Raw genomic sequence first — 24,788 nt, 5'->3', positions numbered from 1 at the left:
TATTATTAACTTGTAGCCATTACGTTTGCCTATTTTGAGTCCCAGTTTTACCTCAACGCATCATTCCAATCTGGCCGCCGGCCGCGCTCCCATTGATGAGCGGCCGGGGCCTCGCAGCTCCCCCCATAGTTGCATCTGTCCGGCCCGGCGGCGCACACGTCCGCGCGGCGCATTTTTTCCGACTTCATATCGATTGAGAACCTGATGCCACTACCGAAAATTCCAAGCAAGCCGGCGACGATTCTGCTGGCAAAAGATTACCCGAAGGCCGAACCCGGCAAATCGCCTGTCCGCGCAGCCGCGAAGGCGGAGAACGACCCGGTCGAAGACCTGATCAGCGGCCAGGCAGTCCCGGCCAAGACCACCCGTGCGCGCAAGTCGAAGGCTGCGCTGCTGGCCGAAGCGCCGGCACGCGAGACGACGCCGCCGGCCGCGCCGGCCAAGCTGCCCGCGCCTCCCCGCGAAGACAAGAGCGGCAAGAACGGCACCGCCGCGAAGCTGCGCGAGACCGACATGAACGAACCGCATCCGGCCAAGCACAAGCCGGTCGAGGTCAACGTCAAGTCCTCGGCCAGCCGCAAGGCCGACAGCGCAGGCAGCACCAAGATGTTCGTGCTCGACACCAATGTGCTGATGCACGACCCGACCTCGCTGTTCCGCTTCGAGGAGCACGACGTCTACCTGCCGATGATGACGCTCGAGGAGCTCGACAACCACAAGAAGGGCATGTCGGAAGTCGCGCGCAACGCACGCCAGGTATCGCGCACCCTGGACGCCCTGATCGCCAACACCGACGACGACGCCATCGAGAAAGGCATCCCGCTGGCCAAGCTGGGCAACAAGGATGCGCGCGGTCGCCTCTACTTCCAGACCCGCCTGAACGCCGCCAGCCTGCCGGAAGGCCTCCCGTCCGGCAAGGCCGACAACCAGATCCTGGGCGTGGTGCGCGCGCTGGAAGCCGACCAGTCGGGCCGCGCCATCGTGCTGGTGTCGAAAGACATCAACATGCGCATCAAGGCGCGCGCCCTGGGCCTGGCCGCCGAGGACTACTTCAATGACCACGTGCTGGAAGACACCGACCTGCTGTACTCGGGCATCGTCCAGCTGCCGGACGACTTCTGGACCAAGCACGGCAAGAACATGGAGTCCTGGCAGGAGATCAAGGGCGGCAATTCGTCGACCTACTACCGCGTCACCGGCCCCTTCATCCCCTCGCTGATGGTGAACCAGTTCGTGTTCTTCGAACCGAACAACGGCGAAGCCCCCTTCCAGGGCCAGGTCAAGGAAATCAACGGCAAGACCGCCGTGTTCCAGACCCTGCGCGACTACAGCCACAACAAGAACAACGTGTGGGGCATCACGGCGCGCAACCGCGAGCAGAACTTCGCGCTGAACCTGCTCATGAACCCCGAGGTCGACTTCGTCACCCTGCTCGGCCAGGCCGGCACCGGCAAGACCCTGCTGGCGCTGGCGGCGGGCCTGGCCCAGGTGCTGGAGACCAAGGTCTACAACGAGATCATCGTCACCCGCGTGACGGTGCCGGTGGGCGAGGACATCGGCTTCCTGCCGGGTACCGAGGAAGAGAAGATGTCGCCGTGGATGGGCGCCTTCGACGACAACCTCGAAGTGCTGATGAAAGGCGACGGCGACGCCGGCGACTGGGGCCGCGCCGCGACCCAGGACCTGATCCGTTCGCGCATCAAGATCAAGTCGCTCAACTTCATGCGCGGCCGTACCTTCGTGAACAAGTTCCTCATCATCGACGAGGCGCAGAACCTGACGCCCAAGCAGATGAAGACCCTGGTCACGCGCGCCGGCCCGGGCACCAAGATCCTCTGCCTCGGCAACATCGCCCAGATCGACACGCCTTACCTGACCGAAGGCTCGAGCGGCCTGACCTATGTGGTCGACCGCTTCAAGGGCTGGAGCCACGGCGGCCACGTGACCCTGGCGCGCGGCGAACGCTCGCGCCTGGCGGATCACGCCAGCGACGTGCTGTAAGTTTCGATCCTTCGTCAAGCAAAAGCCTGTGCGCCGAAAGGCCCGCAGGCTTTTTTACGTCCCCCCTTCGTTGGGGCTATCATTCCCCGATGCTCATGCAGTAAAAACAAGACAGAGAAAACCAGGGAAGCTTATGAAATTCCGATTCTGGGGCGTGCGGGGATCGATCCCCTCCCCCGGGCCGCAGCGACGACGAACTGGAAACCGTGTTCGCCGGCGCCCTGCCCCGCGAGGGACTGGAGGTCGCGTTGTGACGGAACCCAAGCGCTTTTTCAACCGAAGTACCAACACAAGGAGAGAGACTATATGAAGTACCTGATCCTGCTGGCCGCGACCTGCTCGGCCCTGCTGGCCGGCTGTGCGACCGAAACGCAAGACAGTGCAAGCGACCAGCGCAGCGGACCGGAAGAGACCTACGTCCCGACCGGCAGCTCGATCGCGCGCCGTAACGTCGATCGCACCAGCGCCATCAAGACCGCCAACAAGGACGACCTGGAAAAATTGCGCACGCTGGGCGGCGACGCCCTGAACATGCCGCGGAACTGAACTACGGGCGGGCTGAAGCGAAGGGCCAGGAGTTCGTCACTCCCGGCCCTTTTCATTGGCGCGAACAGCGCCCACAAAAAAAGGGCGGGATTCGCATCCCGCCCTTCTCATCCAAAACGATGCACGCGTTACAGGATGTGGGTACCGATCCACCACGCAATCGCCGCCATGAAGGCCGATGCCGGAATCGTGAAGACCCAGGCCCACACGATGTTGCCGGCCACGCCCCAGCGCACCGCCGACGCCTTCTGCGCCGAGCCGACGCCGACGATGGCGCCGGTGATGGTGTGGGTGGTCGACACCGGCACGCCGATGGCGCTGGCGAGGAACAGGGTGATGGCGCCGCCCGATTCCGCGCAGAAGCCGCCGACCGGCTTGAGCTTGGTGATCTTCTGGCCCATGGTCTTGACGATGCGCCAGCCGCCGAACAGGGTGCCCAGCGAGATCGCCGTATAGCAGCAGATGATCACCCACAGCGGCGGCACCGCATCGCTGGCCTGCGAGGCGCCGGCCGCGATCAGCAGCATCCAGATGATGCCGATGGTCTTCTGGGCGTCGTTGCCGCCGTGGCCGAGGCTGTAGGCCGCGGCCGAGACCAGCTGCAGGCGGCGGAACCAGGTGTCGACCTTGCGCGGCGGCGTCTTCACGAAGATCCAGGACACCGCCAGCATCACGATCGAGCCGAGCAGGAAGCCCAGCAGCGGCGACAGGATGATCCAGGTGACGGTCTTGAGCAGGCCGCCGCCGACCAGGGCGCCGGTGCCCGACTTGGCCACGGCCGCGCCCACCAGGCCGCCGATCAGGGCGTGCGAGGACGAGGACGGGATGCCGTAGTACCAGGTGATGACGTTCCAGACGATCGCCCCGACCAGAGCGCCGAAGATCACGTACTGGTCCACGATGTTCGGGTCGACCGTGCCCTTGCCCACCGTCGATGCCACGTGCACGCCGACGGTGAAGATGGCGACGAAGTTGAACAGCGCGGACATCGCGACCGCCGTCTGGGGTTTCAGCACCCCGGTCGACACCACCGTCGCGATCGCGTTGGCGGCATCGTGGAAGCCGTTCATGAAGTCGAAGACCAGCGCTAAAAGGACGAGCAGGCCCAGCACGTAAATGCTGATATGAAGATGATCCATATTGTTCTTATTGTTCTTGGCTTACGCGTTTTCGACGATGATGCCTTCGATGATGTTGGCAACATCCTCGCAGCGGTCGGTGACGGTTTCCAGGATCTCGTAGATCGCCTTCATCTTGATCAGGTTGCGGACGTCCGGTTCGTCGCGGAACAGCTTGGACATCGCGGCGCGCATCACGTGGTCGGCGTCCGATTCCAGGCGGTCGATCTCTTCGCAGATCGCGACCATCTTCTGGGCGTTGTCCATGTTGTGCAGCATGCCGACGGCCTGCTGGACCTTTTCGCAGCAGGCCAGGCACAGCTCGGCCAGGCGCTTGGCTTCCGGCGTCACGGCGTGCAGGTCGTACAGCGAGATGGTCTGGGCGGCGTCCTCCATCATGTCGAGGATGTCGTCCATGCGGGTGATCAGCTTGTGGATGTCGTCACGGTCCAGCGGCGTGATGAAGGTCTTGTGCAGCAGGTCGACGCAAGCGTAGGTGATCTTGTCCGCCTGTTTTTCGATGCTCTCCACGGCGTGGGTGCGGTTTTCCAGGTCGTCGAAGTTGGTCATCAGGCCGACCATTTCTTGTGCACCCTTCACGCACAGGGCCGCGTGCTGGTTGAAGAGGTCGAAAAATTTGCCCTCAGTGGGCATCAGGCGTCCAAACATAGGTTCTCCGTTGTAAATCTCTTGGAACTTCAAGGGCTGCGGCACAGGTCGCGCCGCAGTCGTTACCGGCTTAGTCGCCCTGGTAGATGGACAGACTGCCGCTGTAATTCCCGAACTTGGTATACATACCCATCCAGGTCAGTCGCACCGCCCCGATCGGGCCGTTACGCTGTTTGCCGATAATGATCTCGGCGGTACCTTTGTCGGGCGAGTCCGGGTTATAGACTTCGTCGCGGTACAGGAAGATGATGACGTCCGCGTCCTGCTCGATAGCGCCCGATTCGCGCAGGTCGGACATGACCGGACGCTTGTTCGGGCGTTGTTCCAGCGATCGGTTCAGCTGGGACAGTGCGATCACCGGACAGCCCAGCTCCTTGGCCAGGCCCTTCAGGCTACGCGAAATTTCAGAAATTTCCGAAGCACGGTTGTCGCCCGGCTTCGAACCCTGCATCAGCTGCAGGTAGTCGACGATGATCAGGCCGAGCTTGCCACATTGGCGCGCCAGGCGGCGCGCACGGGCGCGCATCTCGATCGGATTCAGCGCCGGCGTCTCGTCGATGAAGATCTGGGCGTCGTTCATCTTCTGGATCGCATGCGTCAGGCGCGGCCAGTCCTCGTCGATCAGCTTGCCGGTACGCAGGCGGTGCTGGTCGAGCTGGCCGATCGAGCCCAGCATACGCATGGCGAGCTGGGTGCCGCCCATCTCCATCGAGAAGATCGCGACCGGCAGGCCGGCCTCGACCGCGACGGCCTCGCCGATGTTGACCGAGAACGCCGTCTTGCCCATCGAGGGACGGCCGGCGACGATGACCAGGTCGCCCGGCTGCAGGCCGGAGGTCATCTTGTCGAGGTCGATGAAGCCGGTCGGGACGCCGGTGATCTCGCCCTGGTTTTCGCGCGAGTAGAGTTCGTCGATGCGCTCGACCACCTGGGTCAGCAGCGGCTGCACCGGCAGCCAGCCCTGGGCGCCGCGGGCGCCCTGCTCGGCGATCGCGAAGATGCGCGATTCGGCTTCGTCGAGGATCTGCTTGACCTCGGCGCCCTGGGGATTGAAGGCCTTGGCCGAGACTTCGTCGGCCACGGTGATGAGCTGGCGCAGCACGCCGCGGTCGCGGACGATCTCGGCGTATCGGCGGATGTTGGCAGCGGATGGCGTATTTTGCGCCATGGCGTTGAGGTACTGCAGCCCGCCCACTTCCTCGGCCTTGCCGAGCTGGACGAGCGACTCGTACACGGTGATCACGTCGGCAGGTTTGCCAGCATTGATCAGGCGGACCATCTGTTCGAAGATGATCCGGTGGTCGTAGCGGTAAAAGTCCTCCGCATGCATGAAATCGGCAATGCGGTCCCACGCCGCGTTATCGCGCAGCAGGCCGCCGATGACGGACTGTTCTGCTTCGATGGAATGCGGGGGAATGCGGAGCGACTCGATCTGCGGGTCTGCTGGGGTGTTCATGGCCGACATTATACCGTTTCCGCACTGCCGACTGAAATCATTGGTGATTTTTCACGCATAAAAAAAGCCGGGCGAACCCGGCTTTTTCATTCTTGCAACAGCTATTGCTTAGGCAGCTTCGCCAACCACGGCAACCGTCACGTCAACGACGACGTCGGTGTGCAGGGCGACGGCAACCGGGTGCTCGCCGGTGGTCTTCAGCGGGCCGGTCGGCATGCGCACGTTGGCCTTTTCGACGGCGAAACCTTGCTTGCTCAGGGCTTCAGCGATGTCGAAGTTGGTCACGGAACCGAACAGACGGCCGTCCACGCCAGCTTTCTGGGCGATGGTGATGGTCATGCCGTTCAGCTTGTCGCCCTGGCCTTGAGCGGCTGCCAGTTTCTCGGCGGCTGCTTTTTCCAGTTCGGCGCGCTTGACTTCGAACTCGGCCACGGCCGATTCGGTTGCACGGCGGGCTTTCTTTTGCGGGATCAGGAAGTTACGTGCGTAACCGTCCTTGACCTTGACGACGTCGCCCAGGTTGCCGACGTTGACGACTTTTTCCAGCAGGATGACTTGCATATTATTCTCCAGTATACGTGTCGTGACCGACGATTAAGCGTTGTGCAGGTCGGTGTACGGCAGCAGGGCCAGGTAGCGGGCGCGCTTGATGGCGGTGTCCACTTGGCGCTGGTAGTGCGCCTTGGTACCGGTCAGGCGTGCCGGCATGATCTTGCCGTTTTCCTGGACGAAATCCTTCAGGGTGTCGACGTCTTTGTAGTCAACCTGTTCCACGCCTGCAGCGGTGAAGCGGCAGAACTTCTTGCGCTTGAACAGCGGGTTCTGCTGTTTGCGCTTCAGTTTTTCCTTGGCTTTGTTTTTGTCGAATTTTTTACCGAATGCCATTTTAGGCTCCTGTATCTATCTAAATGAAATCAATGATGTGAAACACCAGGGCTTTGCTGTTGCGGTTCTTCCTGGCCATGAACCCGCGAAACTCGTAGACCGCACCGAGTTCGGCGTCGGCAAATCGCTTCGAAACATCGCCCGCGGCCAGCGCGGACATCTCGAATTCGACCTGCCTGGCAATCCCCGCTTCCACCTGCTGCGATCCATGTTGCAGGATGCCGCTGACGATCGGGATGCCGGCCGGGGTATAGCGCAGGGCATCGCGTTCCGCGATGCTTGCGACCAGCAACAGCTCGTTCACTGCCCTTGCGCGCTTCTTTCTTAAGATTAAGAATTAAGCGGCTGCGGCCGGAGCAGCTGCCTGCTCGGCGCGATGGCTCTTGGCTGCGTCTTCGCGCTGCACCGATTTCATCATCGGCGACGGCGCGGTTTCGGCCTTCTTCATCTTGACGGTCAGGTGACGCAGCACGGCATCATTGAATTTGAATGCGGTTTCCAGCTCGACCAGGGTCTCGTTGTCGCACTCGATGTTCATGCAGATGTAGTGTGCCTTCGGCAGCTTCTGGATCTGGTAAGCCATTTGACGGCGGCCCCAGTCTTCGACGCGGTGGATGTTACCGCCGCGCGAGGTGACCGTGGTCTTGTAGCGCTCGATCATCGCCGGAACCTGCTCGCTCTGGTCCGGGTGGACGATAAACACGATTTCATAATGACGCATGCAACACTCCTTAAGGACGTTTAAACAAATGCCCACCTCGGCGTCAAGACGAGTGTGGGAAGGGAAAGCCCGACATTATAACCGTAAAAACGTCAAGAGCTCAATCGCCGTTTTACGGCCGCTCGGCGGCCCGGTTCGCCGCATGGGTATCGGCTGTGCCCGGCAGGCAAAAAAAACCGGCAAATCGCACGGATTCCCCTTGCGTCCGGCGCAATACTGTACAAAAATACAGGGTATCGGGTTCGCCCCGCACTACCGCTCACCTACGAATTAATCTTTGACATGCTCAAGCTCACCGCACGGCAAGAACAGATCCTCAACCTGATCAAGGAAGCGATCGACAACACCGGTTTCCCGCCGACCCGCGCCGAAATCGCGCAGGAGCTGGGTTTCCGCTCGGCCAATGCGGCCGAAGAACACCTGCAAGCCCTGGCGCGCAAGGGCGCGATCGAAATTTCTCCCGGCACTTCGCGCGGCATCCGCCTGGTCGGCGCCGCAGCCGATGCCGCGCCGGTACCGGCAGTCCCGGCCGCCCTGCTGATGTCGCTGCCGCTGGTCGGCCGCGTCGCCGCCGGTTCGCCGATCCTGGCCCAGGAACACGTCGAGGCCACCTACTCGGTCGACCCGGCCATGTTTTCGAGCAAGCCCGACTTCCTGCTGAAGGTCAAGGGCTGGTCGATGCGCGACGCCGGCATCTGCGATGGCGACTTCCTGGCCGTCAAGAAAGTGGATTCGGCCAAGAACGGCCAGATCGTGGTCGCCCGCATCGGCGATGAAGTCACCGTCAAGCGCTACCGCAAGAGCGGCGGCACCATCGAACTGCTGCCGGAAAACCCGGACTTCTCCGTCATCACGGTCGATCCGCACACCGACGAGTTCGCGCTCGAAGGCCTGGCCGTCGGCCTGCTGCGATCGTGGCACTGATCCTGCACTAAGTTTTGCCACTTGGCAAAATAAAACGCCCCGCCCGGCTTGCGCCGGCGGGGCGTTCTTCATTCGGCGGACGGCTTACTTCGTGCCTGCGCCGTTATAGTTGTTCTTGCGCGCTTCCAGGTCCTTCTCGCGCTCGGGCGTCGGCCCGCTCTTGACGATTTCGTTGTGCTGGCTGACATAGGCGTCGGTGGCGTCGCGCCACACCGTGAAGTCGGCCACGACCATCCTGGCGCTGATCCTGGCGTCCTCCGACAGCCCTTCCTGCACCGCGTCGAGGTGCTTGCTTGCCGTCTCGTATTCGGCCTTGGTCATCAATTTACGGACGTCCTCGGGAATCCGCTTGTTCAGCGGGGTGACGGCATTCAGGTGTTCGGCGTAGCGGTTGTAGCAATCCTGCCAGGCCTTCATCTTCGCGCTGTAGCGGTCGATCTCCTCGGTCTGGCGCGAGACCGCCGGGAAGCGCGGCGCCGGGCAGCGGTACTCGTCGGTGCGGACGTCGGAGCCGTCGTATTTCGTCATCCAGTAGTCGATGTCGGCGCGGCGGACCTCGCGCTGCTTCATCATCTCGAGCGAGGCGATGGCGACGGCATTGCCCTTGGCGGCCGCCTTGCGGAACCAGCCGGCGGCCTTGTCCATGTCGACGGCGCCGGCTTCGCCGTAAAAATACATTTCGCCGAGATGCTGCTGGGCCGTGACGTTGCCGGCATTCGCCAGTTTGGTGTACTTCTGCAGGGCTTCTGGATAGGCCTTCTTGGCGAACAGGGCGTCCGCATCGGCCAGCTCGTCGGCACGGACGGTACCGGCCGCCAGCAGTGCGACGCATAACAGGAGTGTCTTCATGGAAAAGAGCTGTGAAGCAAGGCTGTGAAAAAGAAATTTATCATACCCCCACAGCCCTGCCAGCTCAACAAGCCTTGCTTGTTGCCCCCGCCTATTTGCCGGTCGAAGCAGGCTTGGCAAAGGTGGCGCCCTGCGTGACCCTGCGGTTGTATTCGTTGCTGGCGTCGGCCGCGCGCCGGTTCTCGACGTCGAGCTGGCGCTTGTTCGCCTCGCTCTTGGCATTCGATTCCGCCACGAAGGACTGGGTTGCCGTGTACCAGGCGTCGCGCTCCGAGGTGAAGTTCAGCGCCTCGGCCTGGCGGCGGGTGACCACGGCCACCGTGACGTCATCGATGCGGGAGGCGGCCTGCTCGGCTTCGTGCGGGCTCATCAGCTTGAGGATGTCGGCCGGGATGCGCTTGACGCCCGGCGGCGCCTGGTTCACGCCGGCCACGAAGTCGTTGTAGCAGGTTTCCCATTGGGCGATCTCGGCGCTGACCCGGTTGATTTCCTCATTCGTCTTCGACACCTGCGGGATCTTCGGCATCGGGCAGGCGTATTTGCCGGTCACCAGGTCATCGCCCTTGTAGCCGGTCCAGTAAGCCAGGTCGCCGGCACGCTGTTCGCGCTCCTTGAGCACCGCCAGCGACTCCTTCGCGCCGCCGTGGCCGGAGGCGGCCGCCTTCTGCAGCCAGGCCTGCGACTTGCCCATGTCGACCGCCGTGCCGTCGCCATACCAGTACATCTCGCCCAGGCGGAACTGCGCTTCGGCATTGCCGGCATTCGCCAGCTTCGTGTAGATCGGCAAGGCCTTGTCGTATTCCTTGGCGCGCAAGGCTTTTTCGGCATCGCCGAGATCGTCGGCCCAGGCCATCCCGGCGGCCAGCATCAGCACTGCAAAAGCAAGTCGTTTCATCGTCTCTCTCCAAATGATTGGTGAGGCCGATCATAGACTTGCCTTTGTATTATGACAATTCGCTATGGATAAAATGCCGGGCTCAGCCGGCCAGCGCGTTGCCGAAGTCGGCCAGCAGGTCGGCCGTATCCTCGATGCCCACCGACACCCGGATCAGCGACTCGGCGATGCCCATGCTGGCGCGGCGCTCCGCCCCCATCTCGAAGAAGATCGTGTGCGCGACCGGGATCACCAGGGTGCGGGTGTCGCCCAGGTTGCTGGCCGGGATCGCTATCTGCAGGCGGTTCAGGTAGTCGAAGCAGTCGATGCCGTCCTTCAGCTCGAAGCTGAACAGCGAGCCGTAGGCACGGAACAGCTCGGTGGCGATGCCGTGCTGGGGGTGCGAAGCCAGGCCCGGGTAGTGGACGGCGGCGACGCGCTCATCCGCTTCCAGCATCCTGGCCAGCGCCAGCGCGTTGGCGCAGGTGCGGTCCATGCGCAGCGCCAGGGTCTCGGCGCCGACGGCGATGTGGTGGGCCGCTTCCGGCGCCAGCGAGGCGCCGAAGTCGCGCAGCGATTTGGCGCGCAGCTGGGCCATGCCCTGGGCCTTGGCCGGCTGCTTGCGGAAGTTCGGCGCGATGTTCGGATAGGCGCTCCAGTCGTACAGGCCGGTGTCCGTCAGGGCGCCGCCCAGCGCCATGCCGTGGCCGCCGATCGACTTGGTCAGCGAATTGACCACCAGGCCGGCGCCCACCGCCTTCGGGCGGAACAGCCAGGGCGTGGTCATGGTGTTGTCGACCACGTAGAGGATGCCGCGCTCGCGGCACAGCTCGCCGATGCGCGCCAGATCCGCGATCTGGGTGCGCGGATTGGCGATGGTCTCGACGAACACCATGCGGGTGTTGGGCTGCAGCGCCGCCTCGACGTTGGCGACGTCGGTGGCATCGACGAAGGAGACTTCGGTGCCCTGCCCCGCCACCGTGTTCCACAGGCTGTTGGTATTCCCGAACAGGAAGCTGGACGAGACCACGTGGTCGCCTTCCTTCAGCAGCGCCTGGGCCAGCGCGCCGATCGCGGCCATGCCGGTGGCGAAGCACAGGGTGGCGACGCCGTCTTCCATCTTGCTGATCTTGTCTTCCAGCGCCGACACCGTCGGGTTGCCCTGGCGGCCGTAGCGGAAGCCCGGTTCCTTGCCCTGGAAGACCGAGGCCAGCTGGCGCGCATCGCCGTAGCCGAAGGCCACCGAGGTGTGGATGGGCTTGTGCAGCGAGCCCTGCTCGATGGTCTTGCGGCGGTCGTTGTGGAGGATGGTGGTGGTGAAGCCGTAGTTGTTCGTGTCGCTCATGATCGGGCTATATCGATTGGTGTCCGAATGGTGAACGTGGGCACGGAGTGCCCACGTCCACATTGTTACTCCGCGGCGACGGGCGGGTTCAGATTCAGCTGGGTCCGCACCAGGTCCTCGGACGACTTGCCCGAGCTCTTGTGGCGATGGCTTTCCAGCCGGTCCAGGTACTCCGGCGAGATGTCGCCGGTGATGTAGACGCCGTCGAAGCAGGAGGCCTCGACGCTGGTCAGCGCCGGGTTCACGTCCATGATCGATTTCTTCAGCGCCTCGATGTCCTGGTAGACCAGGCGGTCGGCGGTGATCTCGCGGCACACCTCTTCCACGGTGCGGCCGTGGGCGATCAGTTCGTCGCGGGTCGGCATGTCGATGCCGTACACGTTCGGGTACAGCACCGGCGGCGCGGCCGAGGCGAAGAAGACCTTGCGGGCGCCGGCTTCACGCGCCATCTGCACGATCTCGCGGCTGGTGGTGCCGCGCACGATCGAGTCGTCGACCAGCAGCACGTTCTTGTCCTTGAACTCGGACGCGATCGCGTTCAGTTTCTGGCGCACCGACTTCTTGCGCATGCCCTGGCCCGGCATGATGAAGGTACGGCCGATGTAGCGGTTCTTGATGAAGCCTTCACGGTACTCGACGCCCAGCTTCAGTGCCAGCTGGATCGCGGCCGGACGCGAGGAATCGGGGATCGGCATCACGACGTCGATGTCCTCGACCGGGATTTCCTGGCGGATCTTGTCGGCCAGGTATTCACCCATGCGCAGGCGGGTCGCGTAGACCGAGGCGCCGTCGATGACGGAGTCAGGACGGGCCAGGTAGACGTATTCGAAGGCGCAGGGATTCAGCGACGGGTTCTCGGCGCACTGGCGCGAATGCAGCTGGCTGGCGTCGTCGATGAAGACCGCCTCGCCCGGCGCGATGTCGCGCACGAAGCGGAAGCCGAGGCCCTCGAGCGCCACCGATTCGCTGGCAACCAGGTATTCGGGACCGTTCTCGGTCTCGTTCACGCCCAGGCACAGCGGACGGATGCCGAAGGGGTCGCGGAAGGCCAGCAGGCCGTGGCCGGCGATCTGGGCGATCACGGCATAGGCGCCGCGCACGCGCTTGTGCACCATGGCAACCGCCTTGAAGACGGCGTCCGGATCCAGCGAGTAGCCGTCGGCGGCGGTCTGGATTTCGTGGGCCAGCACGTTCAGCAGCACTTCCGAATCGGAACCGGTGTTGACGTGGCGGCGGTCGATGCGGAACAGCTCGTCCTTGAGCTGGGCCTGGTTGGTCAGGTTGCCGTTGTGCGCCAGGGTGATGCCGAACGGCGCGTTCACGTAGAACGGCTGCGCTTCCTCTTCGCTGGAGGAGCCGGCGGTCGGGTAGCGGCAGTGGCCGATGCCGGAATTACCCATCAGCGAGCGCATGTTACGCGTGCGGAACACGTCGCGCACGAGGCCGTTGGCCTTGTACATCGAGAACATGCTGCTATGGTTGGTTGCGATACCGGCCGCATCCTGGCCGCGATGCTGCAGCAGCAGCAATGCGTCATACAGCAACTGGTTGACGGGGGCTTGCGAGACGACGCCGACGATGCCACACATGGTGCGCTCCTAAACAGCTGATAGTGAAAAATTAATACTGCACGTGCTGCGCGAAGGCAGCCGGCAAGAAAGGCTTGACCGTGCGCGCGCCGGTTTCCGCCATGGGAGAGAGCAACGCGTTTTTCCAGAAAGCCTGTTGGGGAATGGAAGTCATCCCACACAATATGACGCCGGCCAGCACGATTACAATCCCCCGGCCCAGTCCGAACAGGCCGCCGAGTCCGCGGTCGGCCAGCGAGAGGCCGGAAGCCTCGATCAGCGCGCCGATCGCCAGGGCCAGCAGGCCCATCAGTACACGTACGCCCAGGAATAGTGCAATGAAAGCAAGGATCAGCCTCAGCGACTCGCCCGGAACCACCGATGGTAGCATGGGCGCCAGCTGCGCACCGAAGGCGTTCGCCACCACGAAGGCCGCGACCCAGCCCGCCAGGGACAGGATTTCCTTCACCAGCCCGCGCATGGTGCTGATGACGACCGACGAGACCAGGATGAACAGGACGATGTAATCGAAAATCGTCACGGCTTCAAACAGGGGTCATGAAGCCCGACAGGCCGATGCGGCCCAGCTTGGCGCGCACTTTCTCGGCCTCGTCCTTGGGGAGCGGGCCGATCTTCACCTTGATGAGTTCGCCGGCCTTTTCGGTGTGCGAATTGATGCCGGCGCCATGCAGTTTCGCCTGCAGCTCGGCGGCCTTTTCCTGGCTCGACAGCGCGGCGACCTGCACCACGAATTTCTGCGAACCGGCGTCGGCCGGCTGCTTGTCCTTCTCGGCCTTGTCCGCGCCCTTCCCCTCGAGGATGGCGAGGGCGCGCACGTCGTCGCGCGGCTTGACCGGCTTGTCCTCGAGCTTCGGCCTGTCTTCGCTCTTCGGCTTGACCGGTTTGTCGGCCTTCTCGGTCTTCTCGACCGGCTTGTGCTCGGGCTTCGGTTCGGGCTTGTGTTCGGGTTTCGGCTCCGGCCTGTGCTCGGGCTTCGGTTCCGGCCTGGCCTTGGGCGGCTCCGGCTTGTGCTCGGGCTTCGGCGGCTCGGCGGGCTTCGGCGCCGGCTTCGGCGCGGATTTCGACACCGGCGGCATCTGGACGATTTCCTCGTCCCTGCCGACGCTGTCCTCGGCGGCCACGGCAGCCACGGTCCTGTCGCGCGCGGTGGCCGGCCCGGCTTGCGCGGCGGGGGCCGAGGGATCGGCCGGCACCGGCAGCGGCGCCGCCTTGTCCTTGGACGGGATCTGGATCGCGATGTCGCCTGCCAGCGACTTGTTCGGCTGGGAGTCGAGCAGCATCGGCAGGCCGACGGCGGCCGCCAGCGCCAGCGCGATCGCCCCGACCAGGCGGCGCCGTGCGCGCTTCTTCTCGGGCAGCAGAGGGTCGTTGCCGGTGCCGCGTCCGCGCGTGCTGCCGGCGACGGCGCCCGCGCTGGAGGCACGCTTGGAACGGGCACGTTCGCCGAGTGCGGCGTCGTCGTCCTTGCTGTAGAAACGGCCGCTGTCCTCGGCAGCGCGGCCTTGCTTGTTTTTACCGAAGAACGAGAACAAGCCCATGCGTTGTCAGGTCAATGAAGAGAGGATTTACGGGCTGCCATCACGCCAGCCACGGTATAGAACGAGCCAAAGACCACTATTCTATCATCCTGTCCGGCCCGGCTCGTTGCGTCCTGGAAGGCCGCAGCCGGATCGGCGAAAGTTTTTACCGAAAACTCGTCCGGTTTGACGCCCGCCGGCTTCTTCGCCTCCAGCTTTGCCGCCAGCGCCGCGGGGTCGGCGGAACGTGGCGACGGCAGCGCCGCCACATTCCAGTGATCGACGTAGGGCGCCATGTGTTCGATGACGGCGTCGATGTCCTTGTCCTGCATGATGCCGAACACCGCGTAGGTGAAGCGGTGGTAGCCCATATTGCTCAGGTTCTGGGCCAGGGTCGCCGCGGCGTGCGGATTGTGGGCCACGTCCAGCACCGTGGTCGGACGGCCCGGCAGCACCTGGAAGCGGCCCGGCAGCTCGACCATCGCGAGGCCGGCGCGCACTTCCTGCGCACCCACCGGCAGCCGCAGGCGCAGCACCTCCAGCGCGGCCAGCGCGGCCGAGGCGTTCAGCAGCTGGTTGGCGCCGCGCAGGGCCGGATAGGCCAGCGAGTTGCGGCGCTGCGAACGGCCGCCATAGGCCCACTGCTGCTTGTCGCCCTGGTAGTTGAAGTCGCGGCCGATCAGCCACAGGTCGGCACCGATATCTTCCGCATGCTTGATCAGCGAAGCGGGCGGCTGCGGATCGCTGCAGATCGCCGGCTTGCCCGCCCTGAAGATGCCGGCCTTCTCGAAGCCGATCTCCTCGCGCGTCTCGCCCAGGTAGTCCTTGTGGTCGATGTCGATGCTGGTGACGATGGCGACGTCGGCATCGATCACGTTGACGGCGTCGAGGCGTCCACCGAGGCCGACTTCGAGGATGGCGACGTCGATCTCGCTGGTGGCCAGTAGCTGCATGATGGCCAGCGTGGTGAACTCGAAATAGGTCAGGTCGACGTCGCCGCGCGCCGCTTCGACCACGTCGAAGGCGGACACCAGGGCTTCGTCGCTGGCCATCTCGCCGTTGATGCGGGCGCGCTCGTTAAAGTCGAGGAAGTGCGGCTTGATATACAGGCCGGTACGGTAGCCGCTCTGCAGCAGCATGGCTTCCAGCATGGCGCAGGTGGAACCCTTGCCGTTGGTGCCGGCCACCATGATCACGGGGCAGGAAAAGGCGAGCTGCATGCGCTCCTTGACGGCGCGTACGCGGTCCAGGCCCATGTCGATGTGGATTTCGGCATGGCGCGACTCGAGCAGCGCCAGCCAGTCGGGCAAGGTGGTCGGGAATGTGGACATGGCGGGGAAAGGTGCGGCGCGCGGCCGGGGTTATCCGGCCGCGCTGGGAGAGGTATCAGGCGATGACGTCGGCCGGCTGGCTTTGCAGCAGGGCGAGCAGGTGGGCGATTTCTTCGCGCATCTTGCGGCGGTCGACGATCATGTCGACGGCGCCCTTCTGCACCAGGAACTCGGCGCGCTGGAAGCCTTCCGGCAGCTTTTCGCGCACGGTGTTCTCGATCACGCGCGGGCCGGCAAAGCCGATCAGGGCCCTCGGTTCGGCGATCACGACGTCGCCCATGAAGGCGAAGGAAGCGGAGACGCCGCCCATGGTCGGGTCGGTCAGCACGCTGATGAACGGCAGCTTCTTCTCGGAGAGCTTGGTCAGCATCGCGGTGGTCTTGGCCATCTGCATCAGCGACAGCAGGCCTTCCTGCATGCGGGCGCCGCCGGTGGCGGTGATGCAGATGAAAGGCACTTTCTGCTCCAGGGCCACCTGGGCGCCGCGGGCGAAACGCTCGCCGACCACGGAACCCATCGAGCCGCCCATGAATTCGAATTCGAAGCAGGCGACGACCACCGGCAGGCTCATGATCGAACCGCCCTGCACGATCAGGGCATCGGTCTCGCCGGTGGCGTCCATGGCCTGCTTGAGACGGTCTGGGTACTTCTTGCTGTCCTTGAACTTCAGGGTATCGACCGGCAGCGCGTCCTGGCCGATCTCATAGCGGCCGCCTTCGTCCAGCAACGCGTCGAGGCGCTCGCGGGCGCGGATGCGCATGTGATGGCTGCACTTCGGGCAGACGTGCAGGTTCGATTCGAGGTCGGTACGGTAGAGCACCGATTCGCACGACGGGCACTTGACCCACAGGCCCTCGGGCATGGTCTGCTTTTTGGCGGCATCGGAGCGCTGGATCCGGGGGGGCAGCAGTTTTTCCAACCAACTCATGTGTTCTCCTTTGCGGCAATTCTCAATTTGCGCGTAGTGTACCGATTCAGGTTCGGCTTGTCGAATTCTTGCTGGTAAGACCTTAGCTTCTATGCAAGGTTGATGGCTTGGTAGCTGCCGTCGCCGTATTCGCCGTAGGGCTTGTAGTAGTCCTCGACGGTGTCGTCGTCTTCGTTTGCGTCCCAGAAGGTCAGGCGTTTGCGCCTGTTCATCGTTCCTGCGGCACGCCGGCCGCCCCCAGCTTGCGCACCTCGGTCTCGTCGGCCGAAATCGCGTGGCCATCGTCGGCCAAGGGCAGCATGGCGCGCAGGGGCTTGCCGGTCTTCTTTTCGACCAGCTCGGAGTGCGCCTCCCCTTCGCCGAACAGGTAGTGCTCTCCCCACTGGCGCAAGGCCACCACGACCGGAAACAAGCTGCGGCCCTTTGCCGTCAACACGTATTCCTGGTGCGCGCCGCCGCCGCTGCCGGCCTGCATGGCGAGGATGCCGGCATCGAGCAGGCGGTGCAGGCGGTCGGACAGGATATTTCGCGCGATGCCGAGGCTGCGCTGGAAGTCGCTGAAGCGCCGCACGCCGTCGAAGGCATCGCGCACGATCAGCAGCGACCAGCGGTCGGCGACGATGCCGGCCGAGCGCGCCACTGGACAGGGCTCGGGATTGGCTGGAGTCGGTTTATCCATCTCGGTGGCCGGGAAAGGTTGATGTTGGTTGCATTTTAAAACCATAGCGATTAAACTGCAAATGGTTTCAATTTGAAACCACTTATTGATCCGTTATTGACCCGACTCGGAGAAACCCATGGGCGCTTCCCTTCCCCACATCACCCTGCCGCGCGCCACCGTCCTGCTGTTCGCCTGCGCCGCCGGCCTGAGCGTGGCCAACGTCTACTATGCCCAGCCCTTGCTGGACGCGCTGGCGCGCGAGTTCGCCATTCCCGACGCGGCCATCGGCAGCATCGTCACCGCCACCCAGGCCGGTTGCGCCCTCGCCCTGCTGCTGCTCGTCCCGCTGGGCGACCTGCTCGAGCGGCGCCGCCTGATGCTGGCGCAGGCGCTGATGCTGGCCGCGGCCCTGGTCGCCGTCGGCACGGCAAGGTCGAGCGCGATCCTGCTGGCGGCGATGCTGCTGACCGGCCTGTTCGGCACCGCCATGACGCAAGGGCTGATTTCCTATGCCGCCAGCGCCGCGGCCGACGAGGAACGCGGACGGGTCGTCGGCACGGCCCAGGGCGGCGTCTTCATCGGCCTGCTGCTGGCGCGCGTGCTGGCCGGCGGCATCGGCGACCTGGCGGGGTGGCGCAGCGTCTACCTGTTCTCGGCCGCGCTGACCCTGGTGCTGGCGGCCCTGCTGTGGCGCGGCTTGCCGGCGCTCGGCGCGGCACGCAGCACGATGCGCTACCGCAGCCTGATCGCCTCCATGTTCACGCTGCTGCGGCGCGACCGGGTACTCCAGGTCCGCGGCATGCTGGCCTTGCTGATGTTCGCCGTCCTTAACATCTTCTGGAGCGCCCTCGTCTTGCCGCTGAGCGCTCCGCCGTACGGCTTGTCGCACACGGCCATCGGCGCTTTCGGGCTCGCGGGCGCGGCCGGCGCACTCGCCGCGATCTGGGCGGGCCGGCTGGCGGACCGGGGCCACGAACGGCCGGCCAGCGCCGCCGCCCTGCTGCTGCTGGCGGCCGCCTGGCTGCCGCTGGCCTGGATGGACCGCTCGCTGTGGGCCCTGATCGCCGGCATCGTGCTGCTCGACCTCGGCGGCCAGGCGATCCACGTCACCAACCAGAGCCTGATTTTCCGCGCCTCGCCGGAAGCGCACAGCCGCCTCGTCGGCGCCTACATGCTGTTCTATGCCGTTGGAAGCGGAATCGGCGCCCTGGCCTCGACGGCCAGCTATGCGAGCGCGGGCTGGCGCGGCGTGTGCCTGCTCGGCGCGGGTGTCAGCGTGGCCGCGCTGGCGTTCTGGCTGCGCACCCGCGAACTCACGGCCGGCGGGGATGCCTGAGCCGGAACGAAAAACCGGGGCGCGTGGCCCCGGTCCGTTTGACGCTGTTTGTGATTACTTGCCGTCGAGCGCGGCGCGGATGCCGGCCACGAAGGCTTGCACGGCCGCCGGCCCCTTTTCCTTCGGCGTGTTCTCCAGCTCCTGAATGATGCGGCTGCCGATCACCACCGCGTCCGCCACCGCCGCCACCGACTTCGCCGTCTCCGCATCGCGGATGCCGAAGCCGACGCCGATCGGGAGCTTGACGTGCTCGCGGATCGCGGCCACGCGGCGCGCGACGTCTTCCGTGTCGATGCCGCCGGCGCCCGTCACACCCTTCAGCGAGACGTAGTAGCTGAAACCGCTGCCGTGGCGCGCCACCTGCTTCACGCGCTCGACCGTCGAGGTCGGGGCCAGCAGGAAGATCAGGTCGAGGCCGTTCGCCTTCATCTCGGCGGCGAAGGCTTCGCATTCTTCCGGCGGATAGTCGACCACGATGGCGCCGTCGGCACCCGCGGCCTTCGCGCGGCGGATGAATTCCGACGGACCCATGCGCTCGATCGGGTTGGCATAGCCCATCAGGACCACCGGCGTGCGCTGGTCGGTCTTGCGGAATTCAAGCACGTAGTTAAAGACGTCGTTCATGCTGACGCCGAAGGTCAGCGCGCGTTCGCAGGCGCGCTGGATCACCGGGCCTTCGGCCATCGGGTCGGAGAACGGGACGCCGAGTTCCAGCACGTCGGCGCCGCCCGCCACCAGGGCGTGCATGATCGGGACGGTGAGGTCGGGACCTGGGTCGCCGGCCGTGACGAAGGTGACGAGGCCGGTCCTGCCCTGCTGTTTCAGGGTGTCGAAAGTCTGTGCGATTCTGGACATGTTCGTCTCCCCATCAACCGAAGTTCAGGCCGGCGCGTTGCGCGACCGTGTGCATGTCCTTGTCGCCGCGGCCGGACAGGTTCACCAGGATGATCTGGTCGGCAGGGAGCGTCGGCGCCAGCTTGGCCGCGTACGCGATCGCGTGCGAGGATTCCAGCGCCGGGATGATGCCCTCGATGCGGCAGCAGTCGTGGAAGGCCTGCAGCGCTTCCTCATCGGTGATCGAGACGTACTGGGCGCGCTCGATGTCCTTCAGCCAGGCGTGCTCGGGACCGACGCCCGGATAATCCAGGCCGGCCGAGACGGAATGGGTCTCGATGATCTGGCCGTTCTCGTCCTGCAGCAGGTAGGTGCGGTTGCCGTGCAGGACGCCGGGGAAGCCGGCGCTGAGGGAAGCCGCGTGCTTGCCGGACTGGAGTCCCTCGCCCGCCGCCTCGACGCCGACCAGCTTGACGCCGGCTTCGTCGATATACGGATAGAAGATGCCCATCGCGTTCGAGCCGCCGCCGATGCAGGCGACCACGTAGTCCGGCTGGCGGCCGGTCATCTGCGGCATCTGCACGCGGCATTCCTCGCCGATCACGGACTGGAAGTCGCGCACCATCATCGGATAGGGATGCGGCCCGGCCACGGTGCCGATGATGTAGAAGGTGTTCTCGATGTTGGTGACCCAGTCGCGCATCGCTTCGTTGAGCGCGTCCTTGAGGGTCTTCGAGCCGCTTTCGACCGGGACGACGGTCGCGCCCAGCAGCTTCATGCGGTAGACGTTCTGGGCCTGGCGCTTGACGTCCTCGCTGCCCATGTAGATCACGCATTCGAGGCCGAAGCGCGCGCAGATGGTGGCGGTGGCGACGCCGTGCTGGCCGGCGCCGGTCTCGGCGATGATGCGCGGCTTGCCCATGCGCCTGGCCAGCAAGGCCTGGCCGATCACGTTGTTGATCTTGTGGGCGCCGGTGTGGTTCAGGTCTTCGCGCTTGAAGAAGATCTGTGCACCGCCGCCCTGCTGCGACCAGCGCTTCGCATGGTAGACGGGCGACGGACGGCCGACGAAGTGCGCCAGCTCGTAGCGGAATTCTTCGAGGAATTCCGGATCCTGGCTGTAGCGCGCATAGGCGTCGTTCAGCTCGGCCAGGGCGTGGCTGAGGGTCTCGGCGACGAAGCTGCCGCCGTAGGGACCGAAGTGGCCGGAGGCGTCCGGCAGTTGGTATTCAGGGGTCTTGAACAGGGCCTTGGCGCTGTCCTTTTGAGGTGCTTCCTTCATGGTGTGACTCGCTCGTTTCGGGTGATGCATCGGCAGCCCGCACCGCGTCGACGAACGCGGCTATCTTGCGGGCATCCTTGATCCCCTTGCTTTCCTCGACACCGCTACTGATGTCGACCGCAAAGGGACGTACGCGCATCACCGCGCCAGTCACGTTTTGCACGCTCAAGCCACCACTCAAAACGACCCGAGGCGCGAGCTCTTTTGGGATAAGAGACCAATCGAAGACCTTTCCTGCGCCGCCGTAGGCGTCGACCCAGGTATCGAGCAGGAGGCCCGAGAACCAGGCGCTGGCGGCGCGGTATTGAGCTTCCGATTCTATCAAATCCAGGGCGCTGGTGTCAGGTTTCACGCGGTAGGCCCGCACGAAGGGACGCTTGACGGCGGCCGCGATCGCCGCGCACTGCTCGGCGGTTTCGTCGCCGTGGAATTGCAGCAGCGCGATCGGGCCGGCATCGACGGCTTCGCGTACTTCCTCCACGCCGGCGTTCACGAACAGGCCGACGCCGCTGACGAAGGGCGGCATGGCGGACGCCAGCGCGGCCAGCTGCGCGGGCGCGATGTAGCGCGGGCTCTTCGGGTAGAAGACGAAACCGATGGCGTCGGCGCCGGCAGCGACTGCGGCGCGCAGGTCTTGTTCGCGGGTGATGCCGCAGATTTTGATGCGGGTACGTTGCATGGAAAACCTATCAACGTCGGAAAAATTCAGAGCCAGGGCAAAGGTGGCGTCGCCTCCTGCGGCAACCCCCACTTCGGATCGTAGTCGATTGTAGCAAGATACAAACCGTCCGGCATGAAGGTCGGCGCCGCGGCGTCGCGCGAGCGGGCGGCCAGGACCTCGGCCATCCAGGCCGGCTCGTTGCGGCCGGTGCCCACGTAGATCAGCGAGCCGACGATGTTGCGGACCATGTGATGCAGGAAGGCGGAGGCGCGCACCGTGAACACGATGACGTCGCCGTGGCGCACGATGTTCACCTCGTGCATCTGCTTGACCGGCGAATTCGCCTGGCAGCCGGAAGCGCGGAAGCTGCTGAAGTCGTGGGTGCCGATCAGGTACTGCGCGGCGTCAACCATGCGCTCGACGTCCAGCGGGCGGAACACCCAGCCGGCGCGTCCGGCCAGCAGGGCCGACGGGTTCGGATTGTTGTACAGCACGTAGTGGTAGGTGCGGGACCTGGCCGAGAAGCGCGCGTGGAAATCCTGGCCCTCCGCGTCGGGCTCGACCACGTGCGCCCAGCGCACCACGATCGAATCCGGCAGGAAGGCGTTGGTGCCGCGCACCCAGGATTGCGGTGCGCGGTCGAGTTCCGTGTCGAAGTGGACGACCTGCTCGATCGCGTGCACGCCGGCGTCGGTGCGGCCGGCGCAGGTGGTGGCGAGTTTGGTGCAGGCAAACTTCTCGAGCGCGATCTCCAGCTGGTCCTGGACCGTGTCGCGCGAAGGCTGTTTCTGATAACCGTTCCAGGCGGTGCCGATGTACTGGACACCCAGGGCAATTCTTGTCACTCAGCAGGCCTCACACAAGCTGGGCGCGCATTGCGTTGGCCTTGGAGACCTGTTCGCTGCTGCCGCCCTTGATGACTTCTTCGAGCAGCTCACGCGCACCCTCCTTGTCGCCGATTTCCTGGTAGGCGATGGCCAGGTCCAGCTTGGTTTCCATCTCCATGTGCGCGGCCGACATCGCGGCCGGCGCCGCCACCGTCCCGAGCTCCGGCGACGCAGCCTCTCCCGGCAGGTCGAGGTCGAAGCCGCCGAGGTCGAAGGCCGGCTCGACCTTTGCCGGCTCCAGCATGCCGTGCGGCGCGTACTCGGCGGTGTCGACCGGGGCCGGGGTCGCGGCAGGCAGCTCATTCGACAGCTCCGACAGGCCGAACAGCTCATCTTCCAGCGACAGCGCGGGCGCCGGGTCGGCAACCGGCGCGGCGGATTCCACCGCGGCCGGCTTGACCTCGTCGGCCAGGCCGAAGTCCATGGTGTCGAGGTCGAACAGCGGGTCCTTCAGCTCGGTGGCCGGGCTGGTCTCTTCCGGCGCGGCCGGCAGCGGCGGCAGGTCGAATTCCTTGGCCAGGTTGGCCATGTCGAAGTCGCTGTTCGGCGCGGCGGCGGTCTCGGAAGCCGCAGCGGCGCCCGGGATGGTGTCGCCCAGGTCGAAGTCGCCGAACGGCAGGTCGTCCGCGGTCTCGAGCGGCTTGACTGCCGGTTGCGGCACCGGGTTCGCGGCCGGAGCGCCGAAGTCCATGTCGAAGGAGAAGTCGAGCGGCTCCTCGGCCGGCGCCGGAGCCGCGGTGGGCTCGGCCGCTGTGGCGGCTGCGGCGGCTTCCACCGGTGCGGCATCGAAGCCGCCCATGTCGAAGTCGAGCACGTGGCCGTCGTCGTGCGCCTGGACCGGCTTCGGCTCCTCGGCCTGGACCGGTTCGAAGGCCAGGCCGCCGAGGTCGAAGTCCAGCGTGTGCTCGTCCTCGGCCGCTGCCGGTGCGGCGGCCGGGGCGAAGGCGTCGGGCTGGGCGGCCGGCTGCGCCGTGCCCATCGCGCCGGCGAAGTGCTGCTCGAAGCTCATCGGCTCATGGGCCGACGCCGGCGCCGGGGTGGCGGTCAGGTCGGCGGCGCCGAAGACATCGTCGAAGTCCTTCGACAGCGATACGTGGGCGTCCGGGGCCGGCGCCGCGGCGGTGTCGACCAGCGCGCCGCCGGTCGCGTACAGCGGGTTCAGCGGATCGATGGACAGGCCCAGCGCGGCGGCCTGCGCCCACTCCTCGCCCTGGCCGCGGGTCATGCTGTACAGCTCTCCGGCCTGGGTTTCGAAGGCGCGCTGGTCCTTGCGGGCGGCGTAGATCTCGAGCAGCTTCAGGCGCACCGGATAGCGTTCCGGATGGGTGCGCAGGGCTTCCTTCAGGATCTCTTCGGCCTGGGCGTCGCGGCCATAGGCGATGTAGACGTCGGCTTCGGCCACCGGATCGACCTCGTTGGTATCGAGCTGGCTGGCCGATGGCGCGAAGCTGGAATTGAACACGCTGTTGCTGGTGTCGACGCTCTGGCCGCCGGTCTCGGCGAACAGCGAGTGCGCCGGTTCGGTCGGCACGCCCATGACCGAAGGTTCGGCGACGGTCTTGACCACCTTCTTCTTGCGGCGCTGGGCAGCCAGCAGGCCGCCGAGCAGCAGCACGGCCGCGCCGCCGCCGACCAGCGGCAGGTTGTCCATGATGAAGTCGAGCAGGCCCGGCTCGGGTTTGGGCGCCGGCTTGGCGGCCGGCTTGATGGTCGCCAGCTTCTTCTGCGCCGGCTTGTCGTGCGGCGCTTCCTGGGCCGGGGCCGGGGCCGGCGCGGCCGGCGCCGATGCGGCGGCGTTCTGCTGGGCCTCGGCGCCGCCCTTGCTCTTGACGGTGGCCAGCTGCTCGAGGTCGCTGACGTTGCGTTCCAGTTCCTTCACGCGGCGCTGGGCTTCTTCCAGCTCGCGCTGCTTGGCGATGGTGTCCTCGGTGCTCGTGGTCGCCCCCTTGCCGGTGGCAAGCCCGGCGGCCGGCGCCTTCGACAGGCGCAGCTGGTCCTGGGACTCGTTGGCGGCGGTCGGGCGTTCCTCGACCTTGGCGGTGATCTTGCCGCCGGCGCTCTGGCCGGCCTGCGGGGCCTTGACCGGTTCCGCATTGCCGACCTGGCCGGCCAGCTTGTTGCGGTAGGCGTTGAAGTCGGCCGCATGCGCGACCACCACGCCATGCGCTTCGCCTTCGTTCAGCCCCTGCACGCTGTCGGCGGACGGCACCGACAGGATGCGGCCCGACTTGAGGCGGTTCATGTTGTTGCCGATGAAGGCGTCCGGATTGGCGCGGTACAGGGCCACCAGCATCATGTCGAGCGAGACGTCGACCGGCTTGAGCTGGGCGGCGATGCGGCCCAGGCTGTCACCCGGCTTGACGCGGTATTCGGA

26 protein-coding genes are annotated in these 24,788 nt (G+C 65.2%); 4 read left to right on the top strand and 22 right to left on the bottom strand.

Annotation, left to right across the window (positions count from 1 at the left end):
* The first annotated feature begins 204 nt into the window (after window positions 1-204).
* Together AC1DOQ_RS19340 and AC1DOQ_RS19335 are read left to right on the top strand one after the other, a co-directional pair.
* Window positions 205-2,001: a PhoH family protein gene (locus AC1DOQ_RS19340; RefSeq protein ID WP_477367865.1), complete on the top strand. Its 1,797-nt coding sequence runs from the start codon at window positions 205-207 to the stop codon at window positions 1,999-2,001.
* A 306-nt stretch (window positions 2,002-2,307) separates the two neighbouring features.
* Window positions 2,308-2,547, top strand: coding sequence for a hypothetical protein (locus AC1DOQ_RS19335; protein ID WP_477367862.1), 240 nt, complete (start codon window positions 2,308-2,310; stop codon window positions 2,545-2,547).
* A 128-nt stretch (window positions 2,548-2,675) separates the two neighbouring features.
* On the opposite strand, the gene AC1DOQ_RS19330 is transcribed toward AC1DOQ_RS19335, so the two are convergent.
* From AC1DOQ_RS19330 to rpsF, 7 genes are all read right to left on the bottom strand, one after another.
* The gene (locus AC1DOQ_RS19330) at window positions 2,676-3,686 is read right to left on the bottom strand and encodes an inorganic phosphate transporter (RefSeq protein WP_477367859.1); all 1,011 of its coding nucleotides are present in this window, start codon (window positions 3,684-3,686) and stop codon (window positions 2,676-2,678) included.
* A 21-nt stretch (window positions 3,687-3,707) separates the two neighbouring features.
* Window positions 3,708-4,334 (bottom strand): DUF47 domain-containing protein, encoded by a 627-nt coding sequence (locus AC1DOQ_RS19325; protein ID WP_047823888.1) that lies wholly within the window; start codon window positions 4,332-4,334, stop codon window positions 3,708-3,710.
* Window positions 4,335-4,404: 70 nt separating this feature from the next.
* Window positions 4,405-5,790 carry a replicative DNA helicase gene (locus AC1DOQ_RS19320; RefSeq protein ID WP_047823886.1) on the bottom strand — a complete coding sequence of 462 codons (1,386 nt, stop codon included), beginning with the start codon at window positions 5,788-5,790 and terminating at the stop codon, window positions 4,405-4,407.
* A gap of 108 nt (window positions 5,791-5,898) precedes the next feature.
* Window positions 5,899-6,351: a 50S ribosomal protein L9 gene (gene rplI / locus AC1DOQ_RS19315; RefSeq protein WP_442124761.1), complete on the bottom strand. Its 453-nt coding sequence runs from the start codon at window positions 6,349-6,351 to the stop codon at window positions 5,899-5,901.
* A gap of 33 nt (window positions 6,352-6,384) precedes the next feature.
* The gene (rpsR, locus tag AC1DOQ_RS19310) at window positions 6,385-6,675 is read right to left on the bottom strand and encodes a 30S ribosomal protein S18 (RefSeq protein ID WP_036249492.1); all 291 of its coding nucleotides are present in this window, start codon (window positions 6,673-6,675) and stop codon (window positions 6,385-6,387) included.
* 19 nt (window positions 6,676-6,694) lie between these two features.
* Window positions 6,695-6,979, bottom strand: coding sequence for a primosomal replication protein N (gene priB, locus AC1DOQ_RS19305; protein ID WP_477367856.1), 285 nt, complete (start codon window positions 6,977-6,979; stop codon window positions 6,695-6,697).
* 33 nt (window positions 6,980-7,012) lie between these two features.
* Complete coding sequence (rpsF, locus tag AC1DOQ_RS19300) at window positions 7,013-7,396, bottom strand: 30S ribosomal protein S6 (protein WP_036232978.1); 384 nt, start codon at window positions 7,394-7,396, stop codon at window positions 7,013-7,015.
* A 282-nt stretch (window positions 7,397-7,678) separates the two neighbouring features.
* Between rpsF and lexA the strand changes: the two genes are divergently transcribed.
* Window positions 7,679-8,320 (top strand): transcriptional repressor LexA, encoded by a 642-nt coding sequence (gene lexA, locus AC1DOQ_RS19295; RefSeq protein WP_477367853.1) that lies wholly within the window; start codon window positions 7,679-7,681, stop codon window positions 8,318-8,320.
* Between the two features lie 84 nt (window positions 8,321-8,404).
* On the opposite strand, the gene AC1DOQ_RS19290 is transcribed toward lexA, so the two are convergent.
* From AC1DOQ_RS19290 to AC1DOQ_RS19245, 10 genes are all read right to left on the bottom strand, one after another.
* On the bottom strand, window positions 8,405-9,169 hold the full coding sequence (locus AC1DOQ_RS19290; protein ID WP_477367850.1) for a tetratricopeptide repeat protein: 765 nt from the start codon (window positions 9,167-9,169) through the stop codon (window positions 8,405-8,407).
* A 91-nt stretch (window positions 9,170-9,260) separates the two neighbouring features.
* Window positions 9,261-10,064: a tetratricopeptide repeat protein gene (locus AC1DOQ_RS19285; RefSeq protein WP_477367847.1), complete on the bottom strand. Its 804-nt coding sequence runs from the start codon at window positions 10,062-10,064 to the stop codon at window positions 9,261-9,263.
* Between the two features lie 82 nt (window positions 10,065-10,146).
* Window positions 10,147-11,388, bottom strand: a complete 1,242-nt coding sequence (locus AC1DOQ_RS19280) for a cystathionine gamma-synthase family protein (protein ID WP_477367845.1) — start codon at window positions 11,386-11,388, stop codon at window positions 10,147-10,149.
* A gap of 65 nt (window positions 11,389-11,453) precedes the next feature.
* Window positions 11,454-12,977, bottom strand: a complete 1,524-nt coding sequence (purF, locus tag AC1DOQ_RS19275) for an amidophosphoribosyltransferase (protein WP_477367842.1) — start codon at window positions 12,975-12,977, stop codon at window positions 11,454-11,456.
* Between the two features lie 31 nt (window positions 12,978-13,008).
* Window positions 13,009-13,497, bottom strand: coding sequence for a CvpA family protein (locus tag AC1DOQ_RS19270; protein WP_477367839.1), 489 nt, complete (start codon window positions 13,495-13,497; stop codon window positions 13,009-13,011).
* Between the two features lie 4 nt (window positions 13,498-13,501).
* Window positions 13,502-14,515, bottom strand: coding sequence for an SPOR domain-containing protein (locus AC1DOQ_RS19265; RefSeq protein WP_477367836.1), 1,014 nt, complete (start codon window positions 14,513-14,515; stop codon window positions 13,502-13,504).
* Window positions 14,516-14,526: 11 nt separating this feature from the next.
* Window positions 14,527-15,825: a bifunctional tetrahydrofolate synthase/dihydrofolate synthase gene (gene folC / locus AC1DOQ_RS19260; RefSeq protein WP_477367834.1), complete on the bottom strand. Its 1,299-nt coding sequence runs from the start codon at window positions 15,823-15,825 to the stop codon at window positions 14,527-14,529.
* Between the two features lie 55 nt (window positions 15,826-15,880).
* Window positions 15,881-16,753, bottom strand: a complete 873-nt coding sequence (gene accD, locus AC1DOQ_RS19255; RefSeq protein ID WP_477367831.1) for an acetyl-CoA carboxylase, carboxyltransferase subunit beta — start codon at window positions 16,751-16,753, stop codon at window positions 15,881-15,883.
* An 89-nt stretch (window positions 16,754-16,842) separates the two neighbouring features.
* Window positions 16,843-16,965: a hypothetical protein gene (locus tag AC1DOQ_RS19250; protein WP_477367828.1), complete on the bottom strand. Its 123-nt coding sequence runs from the start codon at window positions 16,963-16,965 to the stop codon at window positions 16,843-16,845.
* Window positions 16,962-17,432: a winged helix-turn-helix transcriptional regulator gene (locus AC1DOQ_RS19245; protein ID WP_477367825.1), complete on the bottom strand. Its 471-nt coding sequence runs from the start codon at window positions 17,430-17,432 to the stop codon at window positions 16,962-16,964. The genes AC1DOQ_RS19250 and AC1DOQ_RS19245 overlap by 4 nt, the downstream gene beginning before the upstream one ends.
* 118 nt (window positions 17,433-17,550) lie before the next feature.
* Between AC1DOQ_RS19245 and AC1DOQ_RS19240 the strand changes: the two genes are divergently transcribed.
* Complete coding sequence (locus AC1DOQ_RS19240) at window positions 17,551-18,750, top strand: MFS transporter (RefSeq protein ID WP_477367823.1); 1,200 nt, start codon at window positions 17,551-17,553, stop codon at window positions 18,748-18,750.
* Window positions 18,751-18,804: 54 nt separating this feature from the next.
* Here AC1DOQ_RS19240 and trpA read toward each other — a convergent pair whose 3' ends face one another.
* The 5 genes from trpA to AC1DOQ_RS19215 form a co-directional block, all read right to left on the bottom strand.
* Window positions 18,805-19,605 (bottom strand): tryptophan synthase subunit alpha, encoded by an 801-nt coding sequence (gene trpA / locus AC1DOQ_RS19235; RefSeq protein ID WP_477367820.1) that lies wholly within the window; start codon window positions 19,603-19,605, stop codon window positions 18,805-18,807.
* 13 nt (window positions 19,606-19,618) lie between these two features.
* On the bottom strand, window positions 19,619-20,866 hold the full coding sequence (trpB, locus tag AC1DOQ_RS19230) for a tryptophan synthase subunit beta (protein ID WP_477367817.1): 1,248 nt from the start codon (window positions 20,864-20,866) through the stop codon (window positions 19,619-19,621).
* Window positions 20,814-21,545: a phosphoribosylanthranilate isomerase gene (locus AC1DOQ_RS19225; protein WP_477367815.1), complete on the bottom strand. Its 732-nt coding sequence runs from the start codon at window positions 21,543-21,545 to the stop codon at window positions 20,814-20,816. Before AC1DOQ_RS19225 ends, trpB begins: the two co-directional genes overlap by 53 nt.
* Window positions 21,546-21,571: 26 nt before the next feature.
* On the bottom strand, window positions 21,572-22,372 hold the full coding sequence (gene truA / locus AC1DOQ_RS19220) for a tRNA pseudouridine(38-40) synthase TruA (RefSeq protein ID WP_477367812.1): 801 nt from the start codon (window positions 22,370-22,372) through the stop codon (window positions 21,572-21,574).
* A gap of 10 nt (window positions 22,373-22,382) precedes the next feature.
* A partial coding sequence (locus AC1DOQ_RS19215; RefSeq protein ID WP_477367810.1) for a motility hub landmark protein FimV occupies window positions 22,383-24,788 on the bottom strand: 2,406 nt, incomplete at its 5' end.

The sequence above is a fragment of the Massilia sp. 01N417 genome, assembly GCF_056399645.1.
Note: the sequence above shows the minus strand (reverse complement) of the source record. Positions and strands in the feature narration are given on the sequence as shown.

Excerpts from the sequence above, each read along its gene's own strand:
- AC1DOQ_RS19340 (WP_477367865.1), top strand. The coding sequence starts at position 205 with ATGCCACTACCGAAAATTCCAAGCAAGCCGGCGACGATTCTGCTGGCA.
- AC1DOQ_RS19335 (WP_477367862.1), top strand. The coding sequence starts at position 2,308 with ATGAAGTACCTGATCCTGCTGGCCGCGACCTGCTCGGCCCTGCTGGCC.
- AC1DOQ_RS19330 (WP_477367859.1), bottom strand. The coding sequence starts at position 3,686 with ATGGATCATCTTCATATCAGCATTTACGTGCTGGGCCTGCTCGTCCTT.
- AC1DOQ_RS19325 (WP_047823888.1), bottom strand. The coding sequence starts at position 4,334 with ATGTTTGGACGCCTGATGCCCACTGAGGGCAAATTTTTCGACCTCTTC.
- AC1DOQ_RS19320 (WP_047823886.1), bottom strand. The coding sequence starts at position 5,790 with ATGAACACCCCAGCAGACCCGCAGATCGAGTCGCTCCGCATTCCCCCG.
- rplI (WP_442124761.1), bottom strand. The coding sequence starts at position 6,351 with ATGCAAGTCATCCTGCTGGAAAAAGTCGTCAACGTCGGCAACCTGGGC.
- rpsR (WP_036249492.1), bottom strand. The coding sequence starts at position 6,675 with ATGGCATTCGGTAAAAAATTCGACAAAAACAAAGCCAAGGAAAAACTG.
- rpsF (WP_036232978.1), bottom strand. The coding sequence starts at position 7,396 with ATGCGTCATTATGAAATCGTGTTTATCGTCCACCCGGACCAGAGCGAG.
- lexA (WP_477367853.1), top strand. The coding sequence starts at position 7,679 with ATGCTCAAGCTCACCGCACGGCAAGAACAGATCCTCAACCTGATCAAG.
- AC1DOQ_RS19290 (WP_477367850.1), bottom strand. The coding sequence starts at position 9,169 with ATGAAGACACTCCTGTTATGCGTCGCACTGCTGGCGGCCGGTACCGTC.
- AC1DOQ_RS19285 (WP_477367847.1), bottom strand. The coding sequence starts at position 10,064 with ATGAAACGACTTGCTTTTGCAGTGCTGATGCTGGCCGCCGGGATGGCC.
- AC1DOQ_RS19280 (WP_477367845.1), bottom strand. The coding sequence starts at position 11,388 with ATGAGCGACACGAACAACTACGGCTTCACCACCACCATCCTCCACAAC.
- purF (WP_477367842.1), bottom strand. The coding sequence starts at position 12,977 with ATGTGTGGCATCGTCGGCGTCGTCTCGCAAGCCCCCGTCAACCAGTTG.
- AC1DOQ_RS19265 (WP_477367836.1), bottom strand. The coding sequence starts at position 14,515 with ATGGGCTTGTTCTCGTTCTTCGGTAAAAACAAGCAAGGCCGCGCTGCC.
- folC (WP_477367834.1), bottom strand. The coding sequence starts at position 15,825 with ATGTCCACATTCCCGACCACCTTGCCCGACTGGCTGGCGCTGCTCGAG.
- accD (WP_477367831.1), bottom strand. The coding sequence starts at position 16,753 with ATGAGTTGGTTGGAAAAACTGCTGCCCCCCCGGATCCAGCGCTCCGAT.
- AC1DOQ_RS19250 (WP_477367828.1), bottom strand. The coding sequence starts at position 16,965 with ATGAACAGGCGCAAACGCCTGACCTTCTGGGACGCAAACGAAGACGAC.
- AC1DOQ_RS19245 (WP_477367825.1), bottom strand. The coding sequence starts at position 17,432 with ATGGATAAACCGACTCCAGCCAATCCCGAGCCCTGTCCAGTGGCGCGC.
- AC1DOQ_RS19240 (WP_477367823.1), top strand. The coding sequence starts at position 17,551 with ATGGGCGCTTCCCTTCCCCACATCACCCTGCCGCGCGCCACCGTCCTG.
- trpA (WP_477367820.1), bottom strand. The coding sequence starts at position 19,605 with ATGTCCAGAATCGCACAGACTTTCGACACCCTGAAACAGCAGGGCAGG.
- trpB (WP_477367817.1), bottom strand. The coding sequence starts at position 20,866 with ATGAAGGAAGCACCTCAAAAGGACAGCGCCAAGGCCCTGTTCAAGACC.
- AC1DOQ_RS19225 (WP_477367815.1), bottom strand. The coding sequence starts at position 21,545 with ATGCAACGTACCCGCATCAAAATCTGCGGCATCACCCGCGAACAAGAC.